Origin of the sequence: Streptomyces sp. MMG1533 (assembly GCF_001279775.1) — a bacterium.
GTDB lineage: Bacteria > Actinomycetota > Actinomycetes > Streptomycetales > Streptomycetaceae > Streptomyces.
On sequence record NZ_LGDG01000272.1, the window covers coordinates 55,162 to 70,685 of the forward strand.

12 protein-coding genes are annotated in these 15,524 nt (G+C 70.4%); 8 read left to right on the forward strand and 4 right to left on the reverse strand.

The window, feature by feature from the left end; translation table 11 throughout:
- The first annotated feature begins 15 nt into the window (after positions 1-15).
- From ADK57_RS42020 to ADK57_RS42045, 6 genes are all read left to right on the forward strand, one after another.
- The gene (locus ADK57_RS42020) at positions 16-1,752 is read left to right on the forward strand and encodes a PEP-utilizing enzyme (protein WP_053755018.1); all 1,737 of its coding nucleotides are present in this window, start codon (positions 16-18) and stop codon (positions 1,750-1,752) included.
- A 74-nt stretch (positions 1,753-1,826) separates the two neighbouring features.
- A complete protein-coding gene (locus ADK57_RS42025; RefSeq protein ID WP_053755115.1) occupies positions 1,827-2,141 on the forward strand; it encodes a putative quinol monooxygenase in 315 nt (104 codons plus the stop codon).
- A 112-nt stretch (positions 2,142-2,253) separates the two neighbouring features.
- On the forward strand, positions 2,254-5,214 hold the full coding sequence (locus ADK57_RS42030) for a SpoIIE family protein phosphatase (RefSeq protein ID WP_234390578.1): 2,961 nt from the start codon (positions 2,254-2,256) through the stop codon (positions 5,212-5,214).
- Positions 5,215-5,272: 58 nt separating this feature from the next.
- On the forward strand, positions 5,273-6,832 hold the full coding sequence (locus ADK57_RS42035) for a sugar ABC transporter ATP-binding protein (RefSeq protein WP_053755020.1): 1,560 nt from the start codon (positions 5,273-5,275) through the stop codon (positions 6,830-6,832).
- Positions 6,829-7,923 (forward strand): ABC transporter permease, encoded by a 1,095-nt coding sequence (locus ADK57_RS42040; RefSeq protein ID WP_053755021.1) that lies wholly within the window; start codon positions 6,829-6,831, stop codon positions 7,921-7,923. The genes ADK57_RS42035 and ADK57_RS42040 overlap by 4 nt, the downstream gene beginning before the upstream one ends.
- An 80-nt stretch (positions 7,924-8,003) precedes the next feature.
- Positions 8,004-9,149, forward strand: coding sequence for a substrate-binding domain-containing protein (locus ADK57_RS42045; protein ID WP_420711970.1), 1,146 nt, complete (start codon positions 8,004-8,006; stop codon positions 9,147-9,149).
- Between the two features lie 100 nt (positions 9,150-9,249).
- Here ADK57_RS42045 and ADK57_RS42050 read toward each other — a convergent pair whose 3' ends face one another.
- Genes ADK57_RS42050 through ADK57_RS42065 form a run of 4 tightly spaced genes read right to left on the reverse strand, consistent with a single transcriptional unit; the run spans position 9,250 to position 12,249 of the window.
- Positions 9,250-10,299: an NADP-dependent oxidoreductase gene (locus ADK57_RS42050; protein ID WP_053755023.1), complete on the reverse strand. Its 1,050-nt coding sequence runs from the start codon at positions 10,297-10,299 to the stop codon at positions 9,250-9,252.
- A 4-nt stretch (positions 10,300-10,303) separates the two neighbouring features.
- Positions 10,304-10,522, reverse strand: coding sequence for a hypothetical protein (locus ADK57_RS42055; protein ID WP_053755024.1), 219 nt, complete (start codon positions 10,520-10,522; stop codon positions 10,304-10,306).
- Between the two features lie 3 nt (positions 10,523-10,525).
- Positions 10,526-10,846, reverse strand: coding sequence for a 2Fe-2S iron-sulfur cluster-binding protein (locus tag ADK57_RS42060; RefSeq protein ID WP_234390579.1), 321 nt, complete (start codon positions 10,844-10,846; stop codon positions 10,526-10,528).
- Positions 10,843-12,249 carry an aromatic ring-hydroxylating oxygenase subunit alpha gene (locus ADK57_RS42065; protein ID WP_053755025.1) on the reverse strand — a complete coding sequence of 469 codons (1,407 nt, stop codon included), beginning with the start codon at positions 12,247-12,249 and terminating at the stop codon, positions 10,843-10,845. The genes ADK57_RS42060 and ADK57_RS42065 overlap by 4 nt, the downstream gene beginning before the upstream one ends.
- A gap of 436 nt (positions 12,250-12,685) precedes the next feature.
- Between ADK57_RS42065 and ADK57_RS42070 the strand changes: the two genes are divergently transcribed.
- Positions 12,686-13,828: a substrate-binding domain-containing protein gene (locus ADK57_RS42070; protein ID WP_053755026.1), complete on the forward strand. Its 1,143-nt coding sequence runs from the start codon at positions 12,686-12,688 to the stop codon at positions 13,826-13,828.
- Positions 13,829-13,951: 123 nt separating this feature from the next.
- Positions 13,952-15,523, forward strand: a complete 1,572-nt coding sequence (locus ADK57_RS42075; protein WP_053755027.1) for a sugar ABC transporter ATP-binding protein — start codon at positions 13,952-13,954, stop codon at positions 15,521-15,523.
- Position 15,524: the final 1 nt, after the last annotated feature.

The following is a 15,524-nucleotide window of genomic DNA, read 5'->3' on the forward strand; positions in this document are numbered from 1 at the left end:
GGGAGCCCCATAACCATGAAGCACTGGATCACCGACTGGCAGCGCAACGAGCGACTGCCCCACTACACCCGGGCCAACGCGGGCGAGACCCTGCCGGAGCCGGCCAGCCCGCTGGGCTGGAGCCTGGTCTGGGGGCGCGGCCTGCAGGGCTGGCGCCGCGGTTTCCTCGACTTCAGCATCTACCGCGAGGAGGAGGTCGCCGGCACCCGGCCTCCGTTCGTCGGGATCTTCGGCGGTTACTTCTACCTCAACCTCTCGCACCTGCGGCTGTTCGGCATCCGGATGGGTCAGACCGCGGCCGACATCGACGCTGCCTTCGTCGGCCAGCGCTCCGACACCCCGGTGTACGTGACGCATCCCGACGACCAGGACGCGGAGCTGACGGCCAAGGCCGGTGGGATCCTCCAGCAGATGCTCGGCCAGAGCGGCTACCCGGAGGGTGACGCCGACCATGAGCGGCTGCGCCGGATCCGCCGCGAGCGGCCCGACCTGACGCAGTTGTCCGACGCCGAGCTGGTGGCGCGCGCCCACGGACTGCTCGACGACGTCGAGACGACCTTCCAACGGCATGTCGAGTCGTCGCTGCCCGCGTCGGTCGGACCGGCGATCCTCGGCCCGCTGTGCGCGAGCATTGATCGTCCCGGCGCGATGCTCGATCTCATCAGCGGGCTGGGGGACGTGGACTCGGCGGGCCCCTCGGCGGGTCTGTGGACACTGTCCCGGCAGGTGGCGGCCTCCGCCGAACTGACGGCACTGTTCGACAAGGGCCCCTCCGCGGTGGAGCAGGCGCTCGAGGAAGGGACCGGGGACGTGAAGGCGTTCCGGGACTCCTTCGTCGAGTTCCTCGCCGAGTCCGGAGACCGCGGCCCCAACGAGTGGGACATCCACGCACTGTCCTGGGAGGCCGCCCCGGTCCAGGCGCTGTCCCTGGTCGACCGGATCCGGCACAGCTCCGACGGTGATTCTCCGGCCGCCCGGCACGATCGGCTCACGGCACACCGTCAGGCGACTGCCGCGGAGGTCCGTGGTGCCCTGCCCGAGGACGCGCAGCCGATGTTCGACGCCGGAATGCACGCGTCCAACGTGTGGATCCCGGCGCGCGAGCGGACCAAGGCGAACTGCGTCACCGTCATCAACGAGATCCGGATGGCGATCCGCGAACTCGGCCGCCGCGGTGTCGAGGCAGGACGCTTCGCGCGGCCCGAAGACGTGATGATGCTGCTGGACACCGAACTCGACGACTACGTCGCCGATCCGGAGAGCTTCGGCGGCGTCATCTCCCAGCGGCTTCAGGAGTACGGCGAACTCCGCGAACTGGAACCGCCGTTCTTCATCGCGGACGACTCCAGGACCGAGATCGACAGCTGGCCGCGACGCAGCGAGGAGCACACTGCGGCCGCTGTCGGGGGCGATGTCCTCAAGGGCGTCGGCGGCAGCCAGGGCACGTACACCGGCAGGGTACGGGTCGTCACCGACCCTGCCTCGTGCGAGGCGCTGGAGCCGGGCGAGGTACTGGTGGCGCCGATCACCGACGCCGCCTGGACGCCGCTGTTCCTGGTCGCCGGAGCGGCCGTCGTGGATGTGGGCGCACTCAACAGCCACGCCGTCGTGGTCTGCCGTGAGCTCGGCATCCCGGCCGTCATCTCCGTCGAGGGCGGTACGCAGCGGCTGCGGGACGGCATGGTGATCACGGTCGACGGCACCAAGGGCACGGTTACCGTGGACAGCGTCCCCGCGGCACTCGCCATCTGAACGGCCCGCGGGCCCGTCGTTCCTTCCTGAGCGAGGACGGCGGGTCCACGGGCATGACCGTGGAAGGGACCACCGTGGCAGAGGAAATCATCGTCGCCGGCTGGATGGACTACGAGCCCGCGGACCGGGACACGATGTTGAGGCACCTCGTCGAGGTCGGGAAGCTCACCCGTGAGAACGAGCCCGGCTGCCTGGACTACGCCATGACCGCGGACCCCGTCGACGAACGCCGGATCCGGGTGTACGAGAGGTGGGTGTCCCAGCAGGCCCTGGACGAACACTTCACCACCGCGCACATCAAGGACTTCCGCGCGGCCACGTCCGGGCTGACCCGGGTGGGGGTCTCCGTGGAGGTCTTCAGCGTCGCGGCGGCACGTTCCCTGCGCTAGGCACCCCTTGAAAATTTTGCCCAAAATGGATGAAACAAGCTTCTTCATGGACAAAGTTCTAATATCTAGATGAGAGCGGGCGGTTCCCCGAGCGGTGAGCGACCGTGCGGCAATGGATGACGGGCCGACGAGGGAAGTGATCCACATGGGCTTTGTGGGGGATTCCATCGGTCCCTCACGCGCCCGTGAGCGGTTCCTGGAAGGCGGGCTGGTCGAGGGAGGCGTGCGGGACCTGATCCTGAGTTCCTGGCAGCGCTCCGTACTGCTCGGGCTCTCGCCGGACCAGACCGAGCTCCCCTACCGCGAGGACATCGATCTGGACGGCCGGCTCGTGCACGCGGCCGGGCCGGTGCTCGACTGGCTGCAGTCCAGGTTCGCGGGCCTGCGCATGAACGTGGCTCTGGCCGACGCAAGTGGAACGGTGCTGCAGCGTCGCTTCGGCCTGGCGTCCATGGCCAGGCAACTCGCTCCCATCCAGAGCGTTCCGGGGTTCGTGTTCTCCGAGGAGGCCGCCGGAACCAACGGCATCGGTATCGCACTCGCGGAACGGCGGCTGTGTCAGGTCCACGGGGCCGAGCACTTCGCGGAGCGCTCACAATCCAACGCCTGCTCGGCGATCCCGGTGCGTGACCTGCTCAGCGGAGGCATCGAGGGCATCCTCTCCCTCGGATGTCCGCGTACCGACGTGGATCCCATGATGGACACCGTGATACGCGAGGCGGCCAAGGCCATCGAGCGGCGGCTTCTGGCGGAGCACTCGGCGCGCGAGCGGGGGCTGCTGAGCGCATACCTCGACGCCAGGCGCCATGTGCGGGCCGGGGCGGCGACGGGCGGGAACGGGCAGCTGATCCCGGTGGACGAGCTGGTCCACAGCGGGCTCAACCGGCGTGATCAGACGGTCCTCAAGGAGAAGGCCGCCGAGCTGATCTCCTCGGCCCAGCGGGCCGGCGTCGAGGTGTCCCTGTCCAACGGCCGGCGGGTCGTCCTGCTGAGCCGTGTCGTGACGAGCGCCTCCGGTGTGGTGGGCGTCGCCGTCGAGGCGGTCCTCGCCGACGACTCACCGGGGCAACGGCCCGCCGGACTCGTGCACCCGGGTGCGCCGCTCACCCCCACGGCACAGGAAGCCGTGACACCTGTCGTTCTGCCGCCCGGACGCCCTGCCGACGCTGCACCCTTGTGGACCGCCCACGCAGAGACATACGCAGACACCGGGGCGCAGGCGCGGCGCACGACCACTCGCACGGCCGAGCCGGCCGGCGCGCCGGGCAGCGTCGACAACGGCACCGGCGGCATGGCCGACGGACGGCTGGTGCTGCTGGGCGAGCCCGGAGTGGGAATGCACGCCGTCGCGGCACGGCAGCGCCTGGAACTGCTGTCGGAGGCCAGCAGTCGCATCGGCACCACGCTGGACGTGCCCCGTACCGCCCGCGAACTCGCCGAGATGGCCGTCCCGCGCCTGGCCGACTTCGTCACCATCGACCTGCCCGAGGCGGTACTGCGAGGGGAGGAGTCCGCCGATCCCCGCACCGACCTGCACCGCAGAGTGATCCACGGCATCCGCGACGACTGCCCCTTCTACGCGCTCGGCGAGCGCGTGGACCTACGACCCGCCACTCCCCAGCTCCGCTGCCTGGCCGACGGACAGGCAGTGCTGGAACCCGACCTGAGGGTCACCGCCGGCTGGCTCTCCCAGGACCCGGAGCACACCGCACGTCTTCTCGGGTACGGCCTGCGCTCTCTCATCACCGCCCCGCTGCTCGCCCGCGGCGTCGTCCTGGGCATCGTCAGCTTCTACCGCACACGAGAGCGCACCCCCTTCGGGGACGACGACCGGTCGCTGGCCCAGGAACTCGCCACCCGTGCCGCCGTCTGCATCGACAACGCCCGCCGCTACACCCGCGAACACAGCATGGTCCTGGCCCTGCAGCGCAGCCTGCTTCCGCACCGCCTGCCCGAGCAGGACGCCGTCGAGGTCGCCCATCGCTATCTGCCCGCCGAGTCCGGAGTCGGCGGCGACTGGTTCGACGTCATCCCCCTCTCCGGCACCCGCGTCGCCCTTGTCGTCGGCGACGTCGTCGGCCACGGCCTGCACGCCGCCGTCACCATGGGCCGACTGCGTATCGCCGCACGCAACTTCGCCGAACTGGACCTGGCGCCCGACGAAGTCCTCACCCAGCTCGACAACCTCGTCGGCCGCCTCGACCGGGAGGAAGGCAGCGAGGAACCGGGCGCCGACGGCACCGGCATCATCGGCGCCACCTGCCTGTACGCCATCTACGACCCCACCACGCAGCAGTGCACCCTGGCACGCGCCAGCCACCCCCCACCCGCGCTGGTCCACCCCGACGGCACAGTGACGTTTCCCGACCTGCCCGCCGGACCGCCCCTCGGACTGGGCGGCCTGCCGTTCGAAACCGCCGAGATCCACGTCCCCGAAGGCAGCCGGCTCGTCCTCTACACCGACGGACTCATCGAAGACCGCCACCGCGACATCGACACGGCCCTCGACCAACTCCGGGACGCCCTGGCCCGGTCGGGCCCCTCGCCGGAGGACACCTGCCGGGCGGTGGTGGACGCCGTGGTGCCCGACCACCCCGCCGACGACATCGCGCTGCTCGTCGCCCGTACCCAGACCCTGGACCCCGACCGGGTCGCCACCTGGGACCTCCCCGCCGACCCGGCCCGCGTCTCCGGAATGCGCGCCGACGTCACCCGCCGGCTCACCGACTGGGGGCTCGACGAGGCCGTCTTCTCCGCCGAGCTGTTGCTGAGTGAGCTGGTCACCAACGCCATCCGCCACGCGGGCGGTCCCCTGCAGGTACGCGTGATCCACGGCGGCACCCTGATCTTCGAGGTCTCCGACACCAGCAGCACCGCCCCCCGGCTACGTCACGCGGCCTCCACCGACGAGGGCGGTCGCGGCCTGTTCCTGGTCGCACAGCTCGCTCAGGCGTGGGGTACCCGCTACACCGCCGGCGGCAAGGTCATCTGGGCCGAGTGCGCTCTGGATGTCCCTGCGGGAATACCGGCCGCCGCCGCGATAGATTGGGATGATATTCCCGACATCGCATAGGTGAGCTGTTCCGGTGCAGTCGGGAAGGACCTCGGAAGCCGATCCCCGGAGAGAGTCTGTGCACGACGCTCCCGACGCCTCGACAAGCCGATCCGTCGGCCGCGGCCAGGACCCGCTGGTCCGGATCCGGGGTCTCGACAAGCGGTTCGGCGGCACGCGCGCGTTGGCCGAGGTCGACCTCGACGTCCATCGCGGGTCCGTCCTCGCCCTTCTGGGTCCCAACGGCGCCGGGAAATCCACCCTCATCAAGGTGCTCGCCGGTGTTCATCACGCCGACGCGGGCGAGGTGACCGTGGCCGGCCACCCGCTCGGCACGGCCGCGGCCTCACGGCACATGGCCTTCATCCACCAGGATCTCGGTCTCGTCGAGTGGATGACGGTCGCCGAGAACATCGCCCTGGGCACCGGCTACCCGCGCCACCGCGGACTGATCTCCTGGCGGATGGCGCGGGAGCGCTGCGTGGAAGCCCTGGAGATCGTCGCCGGACACCTCGCGCCCGACGCCCGCATCGCCGACCTGACCCGCGCCGAGCGTTCGCTGGTCGCCATCGCGCGGGCGCTGTCGACCCGTGCGGAACTCGTCGTGCTGGACGAGCCGACCGCCAGCCTCCCCGCGGCCGACTGCGTCCGCCTCTTCGACGTCCTGCGCAAGCTGTGCGACCGCGATCACGGCGTCATCTACGTCAGCCACCGGCTCGACGAGGTGTACCAGCTCGCCGACTCCTTCGCCGTCCTGCGCGACGGCCGGATCATCAGCCAGGGCCCACTCGCCGGCCACAGCCCCGCTCGCCTGGTGCAGGACATCGTGGGCCGCGACCCTGCTCGCCGACCGCCCGTCGCTGCCGTTCCCGGCCCTGGTCCCGGGGCCCCCGCCGTCCTGCGCCTCGACGGCGTACGGACCGAGAACGCCGGCCCGGTCGACCTCCGGCTGCGCCCCGGCGAGATCCTCGGCATGGTGGGCCTCATCGGCGCCGGGCACATGGACCTGGGCAGGGCGCTGGCCGGGATCCGGCCCCTCCTGGCCGGGCGGGCGCTGCTGGACGGCCGGCCGTACCGTCCGCGTACGGTCGCCGCCGCCATCGGTGCCGGTGTCGGCTTCGTGACCAGCAACCGTCAGGAGGAGGGGTGCGCCGCCGAACTGACCGTACGGGAGAACTTGCTGGCCAACCCCCGCTACGGCATGCCGGGGCTGCGCTGGATCAGTCCCCGGCGCGAGCGCGCCAAGGCCACGGCTCTCGTCGAACGCTTCTGGGTGCACCCCCACGACAGCGAGGCACCGATCGCCGTCCTGTCCGGCGGCAACCAGCAGAAGGTCATGATCGGCCGGTCGCTCCACATGAACCGTCGGTTGCTGATCCTCGAGGAGCCGACGGCCGGCGTGGACGTGGGTGCCAAGGCGGAGATTCACCGCCTGCTCGACGACGAGCTGGCCACCGGGCTCGCCGTTCTGCTCATCTCGACCGATTTCGAGGAGGTCGCGAACGTGTGCCACCGCGCCCTGGTGTTCGTCCGCGGGACCGTGGCGGCCGAGCTGACCGGCGAAGCCCTCACCGTCACCCGGCTCACCCACACCGCTTCCGCCGTGCCGCCCCTCACCGGAACGGAGACAGACGGATGAGCGGCGAACCGGGGGGCGACGGGAGGACGCGACCGACGTCGCCGTCATCCTCGCCACGGCTGAGCCATCCCCACGGGCACTTCATCGGCACGTACGGACTGCTCGCGCTCACCGTCCTGCTCTTCCTCGCCTTCTCCCTGGCCCTGCCCGACACCTTCCCCACGCTGGACAACATCTCCTCGATCCTGTCCAACCAGTCGGTCCCCGCGCTCCTCGCGCTCGGCGCGATGGTCCCCATCGTCACGGGCAAGTTCGACCTGTCCATCGGCTACGGTCTCGGCCTGGCGCACGTCATGGTGCTCCAGCTGATCGTCAGCAACGGCTGGCCGTGGCCGCTCGCCTGCTCGGTGGTGATCATGGGTGGGGCGGTCGTCGGCGTCCTCAACGGCGTCGTCGTCGAGTTCGCGCGGATCGACTCCTTCATCGCCACCCTCGGCACCGGCAGCGTCCTGTACGCCGTCACCGGCTGGATCACCGGCGGCACCCGCATCGTCCCCGGGCCGAACGGACTGCCGCCGGCCTTCACCGACCTTTACGACTCCAAGTTCCTCGGCCTGCCGGTGCCCGCGTTCTACGTCCTCGGGCTGGCCGTCGTGCTCTGGCTGCTGCTGGAGCGCCTGCCGCTGGGCCGCTACCTCTACGTCATCGGTTCGAACCCCCGCGCCGCCGACCTGGTCGGCATCCCCACGCGCCGGTACAGCGTCTACGCATTCGCCCTGTCCGGTCTGATCGTCAGCTTCGCCGGCGTCCTGCTCGCCGCACAGCAGCAGATCGGCAACCCCAGCGTCGGCCTCGACTACCTCCTGCCGGCCTTCGTCGGGGCCCTGCTCGGCTCCACCGCGATCAGGCCCGGTCGCCCCAACGCCCTGGGCACCCTCGTCGCGGTCGCCATCCTCGCCATCGGGCTGGCCGGCATCGGCCAGCTCGGCGCGGAGTTCTGGGTCACCCCGCTGTTCAACGGCGCCACCCTGCTTCTCGCCGTCGGCTTCGCCGGGTACTCCGCCCGCCGCCGGCTGCGCTCCGGCGCCATCGCGGACCGGCGTGGCAGCGAAGTGGCGGGCACCTCCCGGGAGGCCAAGGACGTGCCGTAGCCCGGTAGCCCGCTCCGTGTCCCTCCCTGACCTGAGGACGCGTCCGCCCGTCGTCATCACCACAGCAAGGAGCACCCGTGATCTCGTACCACAGGACCGCCCCGGCCCTCGCGGCCCTGACCACGGTCGTCGTCACCGTCGTCGGCTGTGAGCGAGGCTCGTCCACCGGTCCGGGAAATCCTTCCGAAGGGGTCACGGGGGCGGGCTGCCCGGCCGCCCTCGCCGAGGCGAGATCCGCTGTTCGGCAGGCTGAGAAGGTGGACGTCTCCTGGAACGGCCCCACCACCGGACCCGCGGCCCTGCCGGGCAAGACGATCGTCTACGTCGCACAGACCATGACCAATCCCGGGGTCGCGGGCGTCGCGAACGGCCTGCGGGAGGCCGCGAAGGTGATCGGCTGGAAGGTCAGGGTCATCGACGGTCAGGGCACGCCCGCCGGCATCCAGGCGGCCCTGAGCCAGGCGGTCGGCGTCAGGCCCTCCGGCATCGTCCTCGGCGGCTTCGATCCCAATGCGACGTCGTCCCAGGTCGCGCGGGCCAACGCGGCGGGCATCCCGCTCATCGGCTGGCACGCGGTCGGCTCCCCCGGACCGAGCAAGCGCCCCAAGCTCTTCACCAACGTCACGACCCAGGTCGAGGAGGTCGCGGAGATCAGCGCCGACTGGATCATCGCGCACTCCAACGGCCGGGCCGGTGTCGTCGTCTTCACCGATGCCTCGATCCCCTTCGCCCGGAACAAGTCCCAACTGATCGAGAAACACCTGGCCACCTGCGCCGACGTGCGTCTCCTGGCGACCGAGAACATCCCCATCCCGGACGCGAGCAGCCGCACCCCCCAGGAGGTCTCCTCCCTCCTCTCCCGCTTCCGCAACAGGTGGACGTACTCCGTGGCCATCAACGACCTGTACTTCGCCGACGCCGCGCCCGCCCTGCGCGAGGCCGGCAAGAAGGGCTCCGGTCCGCCTTTCAACATCGGCGCAGGCGACGGCGATCCGTCGGCCTTCCAGCGCATCAACGGCAGGCAGTTCCAGGCCGCCACCGTCCCGGAGCCGCTCACCGAGCAGGGCTGGCAGATCGTCGACGAGTTCAACCGCGCCTTCGCCGGTGAGTCCGCCAGCGGATACGTCGCCCCGGTCCACATCGCCACGGCCGCCAACAGCAGGGGAACGACGAGCTGGGACCCACCCGGCTACCGCGAGGCGTACCGGAAGATCTGGGGCAGGTGAGAGCCGTTGCGGCAGGCGGGAAGGGCACGACCCGAGCGAACGGTGCGTCTCCCGTCGTCTCCCGCCGTCTCCCGCCGTCTCCCGTCGTCTTCGACGCTCTCTACGCTCGAAAGCGGCTGTACGGATCCTCGGCCAGCCGGACCAGCATCTTGCCGACGTTGCCACCGTCAAGCAGGGCCAGCAGGGCCTGAGCCGCGCTGTCGAGGCCGTCCGTCACCGTCTCGCGGGCGGTGACGCGGCCCGAGCCGAGCCAGTCGGCGACGCGGCTCTCGAACTCCGGCCGCAGGTCCTCGTGGTCGCGGACGATGAAGCCGCGCAGGGTGAGCCGTTTGAGGACCGCCTGGATCAGCTGGTTGATGTCGGTGGACCGCCGCTCCCCGCCGAACTGCGACATCATGCCGCACAGGGCGACCCGGCCGCCCGTCCGCAAGGCGTGCAGGGCGGCGGCGAGTTGCTCTCCGCCGACGTTGTCGAAGTAGACGTCGATGCCGTCGGGCGCCAGCCGGGCCAGGGCGTCGCGCACCGGCTCGGAGCGGTAGTCGGCTGCGGCGTCGTAGCCGAACTCCTTGACCAGCAGGGCGCACTTGTCCGGCCCTCCGGCGGTTCCGATGACGCGCTCCGCACCCAGCAGCCGGGCGAACTGTCCGGCGGCGGTGCCCACGGCCCCGGCCGCCGCCGACACGAAGACGGTGTCGCCCGGGCGCACCTCGGCGATCCGCGCGAGCCCCACGTAGGCGGTGAAGCCGGTCTGTCCGAGCAGTCCCAACCAGGTGGGCAGCGGGGCGAGTTCCGGGTCGATACGGCCCGCGGCATCGGTGTCCGCGGGGTCGAGCACGGCCCACTCCCGCCAGCCGAGCTGGTGGCGCAGGAAAGTGCCCGGCGGCACGGAGGGACAGCGGCTCTCCTCCACGACGCCGAGAGCCCGGCCGTCCAGCGGCGATCCGGGCGTGAAGTTGTGCGTGTAGTGCTTCTCGGTGCTCTCCAGCCGTCCGCGCATCGACGGGTCGACGCTCATGTAGAGGTTGCGGACGAGCAGCTGTCCCTCGCTGAGGGGCTCAAGCGGGCGCTCCTCGACGGCGAAGTCCCCGAGAGCCGGCTCGCCCTCGGGCCGGCGCACGAGGCAGACCACCCGGGTGGTGCGGGGCGGCATCGGCTCACTCCGCCGGGGGCCGCGCGCCGCGCCGCCGGGCGAGGCGGCCCACCCAGCCGGCCATCTGGAGGTCGGCGTGGCGCAGTTCGCCGGACTGCCAGCGGGCCTGGAAGTCGAAGATGCCCTGCGCCCCGGTCCTGGGGTCGGTCACCTCCACCAGCCCGTCCTCGGTGAGCCGGTACACCTGCCCGGTCAGCGGATGGATCACTTGCTTGGCGCTCACGGCTCACTCCTGCGGTCTGCGGCGTACGCCGCGTTTGGTCACGGTCACCGGACCCTCGACCCGGAGCCGGCAGGCGAGCCGGGTCAGGCCGTCCACCGGCTTGCGCAGGGCCTCGATGCCCTCGCGCTCCAGCGGGCCCACGGGCGAACAGTTCTCGGCGCCTTCCTCGACCTCCACGAAGCAGGTGCGGCAGGTGGCCTTGCCGCCGCAGACGGTGGGCCAGCGGTAGCCGAGCCGCTGGGCGGCGCTGAACAGGTCCTCGCCGTCCCGCACCTCCAGCTCGACTCCCAAGGGCCGGACCGCCACCCGGTGGGTCACGGTCACCGGTTCATCCACTGGTCGAGCGTCTGGTTGAAGTGGCGGATGCGGCTCTCCTGGTAGTTGGACAGGGTGATGCCCGGCTTGCGCATCGTCTTCAGCCCCTGCTGGACGTAGGGGAGGTTCTCGCAGTCCTGGTCGAAGACGGGCCCGAGGACACCCAGTTCGGGGATGTCCGCGAAGAGCATGTCCTCCGGCACCCAGCGGATCTTGACCGGCGGCGGCATCTCGCCGGGCTTCTTCGGGGCCGACATGAAGATGATCTCGGCAGTGCACGAGTCGGGGTCCAGGCCGTTGGGCCTGAACCGGTAGATGATGTTGGACTTGGCGCCTCCCCAGGGATTGAAGTTGGGGAACAGCAGGTAGTTGATGGCGTCCAGCAGCTCGGTGTCGGCGGTCTGCGAGAAGTCCTGGTGCGAAGTGGCCGCCAGTTGTGCGCGCATCCGTTCGGCGAGGACCTGTCGGGCGGTGCCGCCGGGCGGGATGGTGGGCAGTTGGTCCCCGTCCTGCATCACCAGGTCACGGCCCTGGGCCGCCGCGTAGAACGCCCGCGAGTCGTAGAACGTCTCCAGTACGTCCTCCTCCGTGACGGAGTCGGCCACGTGCGGACTGGGGGCGCCCTGGATGTTGATCATGCGGTTCCAGTTGGGCTGGTCCGCCATGACGTCGTACTGGGAGTTGGCGTCGGCGAGCCAGGGCAGCATCTGCGGGTGCGTGGCGATCACGTGGAAGGACTCGATGAACGCGTCCTGGGCGATCTTCCAGTTGCAGGGCAGCACCTTGGCGATGTGCAGCGACTTGTAGCGGTCCTGCAGCGGCCAGATGTAGTACTCGTCGAAGGTGCCGCGGTAGCTGTCGAAGGACTCCGCGTACGGGTCCATGTTGATGAAGACGAAGCCGCGCCAGGTGGCCACCTTGGCCTCGGGAAGCGAGAACTTCTCCGGGGTGACGTGCGGGAAGTCCCAGGCGCAGGGCGGGGTCTGCATGGTTCCGTCGAGGTTCCAGGCGAAGCCGTGGAACGGGCAGCGGAACTCGCCGACGTTGCCGCCGCCGGTGCGCAGTTTGCGGCCGCGGTGCAGGCAGGCGTTGACGAACGCACGGATCTCGTCCGGCGCCGTGCGCACGATGATCAGTGAGTCGTCGCCGATCTCGTAGATCTCGTGGTCGCCGACCTCGGGGATCTCGCCCTCCAGGCAGGCGAACTGCCAGACGCGGCGCCATACCTGTTGCATCTCGCGCTCGGCCCATTCGCGGGAGGTGAAGCGGGCGGTGTCGATGTCCTCGCTGCCGAGGTAGTCGTTGTTGACGTATCTCAACGCGGCGGGAACCTGCCGGCTGTCCCGGTCGAGGTAGTCCTGGACGCTGGGCCCGGGACACCGCGCCGTGCCCAACTCCGACGTTTCGTCCATCTTCTCTCCTCAGCCAGAAACTTTAGAGTGAGTGTAGTTATTGGTCACGGTCGGGAGCAATACTCACGACTCCGCCAGGGCGCCACAGGAGCCTGTAATCCGGGACCGACATGGCCCATCTTGAATTAGTTGCGGCCACCCCCTCCCCAAGCCCGACCGTGCGTGCCACACTCCGTCGCACCCGAGGCTGTAGAGCCTCACAAGTTTCTCTCTGGCCTGGGGCAGTGTCCGCCCCGTCTCGGCCACAGCGCCGCCCGACTCACCGGCGGCCCGCGCCGTACCCCACGACGGCGATCCACACAGCTCGCTCGATCACCTGAGCGTGCCGTCCCGGCGCGGGCGGCACAGGATCCGCCTGTACAGAGCCGGCCGCCGCGAACGCGGGAGCGACGCGGGCCGCGGCAGCACAGGCACCACACCACGGGAGTACTCAACGATGAGTTCCAGACCCGGACGCGCGGTCCGTCGCGCGCTCACCGCGATCGTCCCCGTCACCGCCCTGCTCGCCCTGGCGGCGTGCGGCGGCACCGACACGACTCCGGCCGCCGATTCCGCCAAGGCGGCCTCAGACTCCCCCGGCCTGACCGCGGCCCGTCAGGCGCTGGCGAAGTACTCGGAGCGGCCGGACAAGATCCCCGTCACCGAACCGGTGGGCAAGGCGATCCCCACGGGAAAGAAGATCGACTTCATTCTGTGCGGCGTGCAGTCCTGCAGCGACCTGGCCCAGTTCTTCACCGCCGCGGCCAACCAACTCGGCTGGAAGGTCGAGCTGATCCCCACGCAGGGCACGCCGGAGTCCGTCCAGTCCGCCTACGAGCATGCGCTGCGCGACAAGCCGGACGCCGTGGTCGCCTCCGGATTCCCGCGCGCGGTGTACGCGAAGCAGCTGGCACAGCTGAAGGCAGCCGGTATACCGGTCATCCAGTCGAACGCCGACGACGTGGTGGGCGACGGCATCGCACTGTTGAAGAACGGGCCCAAGGACGTCGCAGTCCAAGGCGAGATGCTCGCCTCGTGGGTGGTGTCCGACAGCGGCGCCGAGGCCGACACCGTCTACTTCGACCTGCCCGCCTACACCATCCTCAAGCCCGTCAAGGACAGGTTCGCCGCCAAGTACAAGGAGTGGTGCGAGGGCTGCGCGCTGGACACCGTCGACGTGCCGATCACCGCGATCGGCAAGGACATGCCCGACCGCGTGGTGTCGTACGTCCGCTCGCACCCGAAGGTGACCCACATCGTCTTCTCGCTGGGCCTGCTCAACGTGGGCGTCCCGGCCGCGCTGAAGACCGCCGGCGTCACCGGCAAGCACATCGCCGTGAATGTCGGCGACGCGCAGAACTACCAGTACATCGAGAGCGGCCTCAGCCAGGGCGCGATGGCACTGAACTCACACGAAACCGCCTGGCTGCAGGTCGACGCGCTGGCCCGCCACTTCACCGGCCAGTCCATGGACGTGGACCAGAAGGCGGTGCTGCCCAACATGCTGATCACCAAGGACAACCTCGTAGCCACGCTTGAGGACTTCCCGCTCGTCGAGGACTACCAGGCGCAGTTCAAGGCGCTCTGGGGCCTGAACTGACCGACCCGGCCCCCGCCGTCGGCAACGTGCCGGCGGCGGCGCCATTCGACGCAGGGAGCAGCGGTGCATGCTGACACACCAACGGAGACAACGAAGCCGCCGCGGACGACGCCGGGGCCGGCCATGACCGACGAGAACGACCGGCCCGTGCTGCGGGTGTCCGGACTGTCGAAGCGATTCGGCGGAACCCAGGCGCTCAAGGACGTCGATCTCGACCTCGCCCACGGCGAGATCCACGCGCTGATCGGGCCCAACGGCTCCGGCAAGTCCACCCTCATCAAGATCCTCGCCGGTTACCACCACGCCGAGCCCGGAGCGGTCGCCGAACTCGACGGCGAACCTTTCGAACTGGGCCAGGTCACCGGCTCGCGACACGACCGGCTCCGCTTCGTCCACCAGGAGCTGGGGCTGGTGGGCGAGCTGAGCGCCACCGACAATCTCGCGCTCAGCCGCGGCTTCGCCCGCACGGCCCTCGGCAACATCCGCTGGTCGGAGATGGAGCGCCGGACGACCGCGCTGGTCGAACGGTTCGGTCTCGGCATCGACGTACGCCGTCCGCTGTCGACGGCCACCCCCGTCCAGCGCGCGGTGGTGGCCATCGCCGCCGCCCTGCAGGGCTGGGAGGGCCGCCGCGGCGTCCTGGTGCTCGACGAGCCGACCGCCGTGCTGCCGCCCGGCGAGGTGGCCCGGCTCTTCGACATCGTGCGGGAGATCCGCGACGCCGGGGCCAGCGTCCTGTACGTCTCACACCGCATGGACGAAATCTTCGCGCTGGCCGACCGGGTCACCGTGATCCGCGGCGGACGCCGGATCGCCACCCGTCGGGTCGCCGAGCTCACTCCCCGCTCCCTGGCGGAGCTGATGGCGGGCGAGGAGGTGGAGACCACCTACCGGCCGCGGCTGCGTTCCGTTTCCGTTTCCGCATCCGCATCCGCATCCGCATCCGCATCCGCATCCGCATCCGCCGATGCCGTACTGGAGGTCCGCGACCTGTGGGCGGGCCCGCTGCGCGGCATCGGCTTCAGCCTGGCCAGGGGGGAACGGCTGGGCATCACCGGCCTGGTCGGCTCCGGCCACGAGGTGGTGCCGTACGCGGTGTGCGGGGCCTACACCGGTCCGGTGCGCGGCCGGGTGCGGTTGCCGGAGCGCTCCGCGCGGTGGGTCGACGCGAAGGATGCCGGTGGGACGGGTATCCCGCTGGTCCCCGCGGACCGGGCGGGCGAGGGCGTCATCGGCGACTTCTCGGTCGGGGAGAACCTCACCCTGCCCCTGCTCGACCGGCTCCGGGCGCGGGCCGGACGACTGCACCGGAGCCGCGAATCCTCGCTCGCCGAGGAGTGGATCCGGCGGGTGGGGGTGCGCACGGCGGGACGCGGGGCCCGGATCACCACGCTGAGCGGCGGCAACCAGCAGAAGGTCGTCATGGCCCGCTGCCTGGCCCAGCAGCCGCCGGTGCTCGTGTTGTGCGAACCCACGGCGGGCGTCGACATCGCGACCCGCCTCCAGCTGTACGACCTGATCGAACGTCAGGCCGACGACGGCATGGGCGTGATCGTGTCCTCGTCCGACACGGAAGACCTGCTCGCGCTGTGCACCCGCGTCCTGGTGGTACGGGACGGCCGGATCGTACGGGAGATCAGCGGCCGGGACATCACCGAGCCCGCGCTGGTCCACGCCATGGAAGGAACCGAGTGAG

What these genes read in the sequence shown, in the direction of transcription:
- ADK57_RS42065 (WP_053755025.1), bottom strand. Translation starts at nt 12,249, where the DNA reads ATGGACGAAACGTCGGAGTTGGGCACGGCGCGGTGTCCCGGGCCCAGC.
- ADK57_RS42030 (WP_234390578.1), top strand. Translation starts at nt 2,254, where the DNA reads ATGGATGACGGGCCGACGAGGGAAGTGATCCACATGGGCTTTGTGGGG.
- ADK57_RS42075 (WP_053755027.1), top strand. Translation starts at nt 13,952, where the DNA reads ATGACCGACGAGAACGACCGGCCCGTGCTGCGGGTGTCCGGACTGTCG.
- ADK57_RS42040 (WP_053755021.1), top strand. Translation starts at nt 6,829, where the DNA reads ATGAGCGGCGAACCGGGGGGCGACGGGAGGACGCGACCGACGTCGCCG.
- ADK57_RS42020 (WP_053755018.1), top strand. Translation starts at nt 16, where the DNA reads ATGAAGCACTGGATCACCGACTGGCAGCGCAACGAGCGACTGCCCCAC.
- ADK57_RS42070 (WP_053755026.1), top strand. Translation starts at nt 12,686, where the DNA reads ATGAGTTCCAGACCCGGACGCGCGGTCCGTCGCGCGCTCACCGCGATC.
- ADK57_RS42050 (WP_053755023.1), bottom strand. Translation starts at nt 10,299, where the DNA reads ATGCCGCCCCGCACCACCCGGGTGGTCTGCCTCGTGCGCCGGCCCGAG.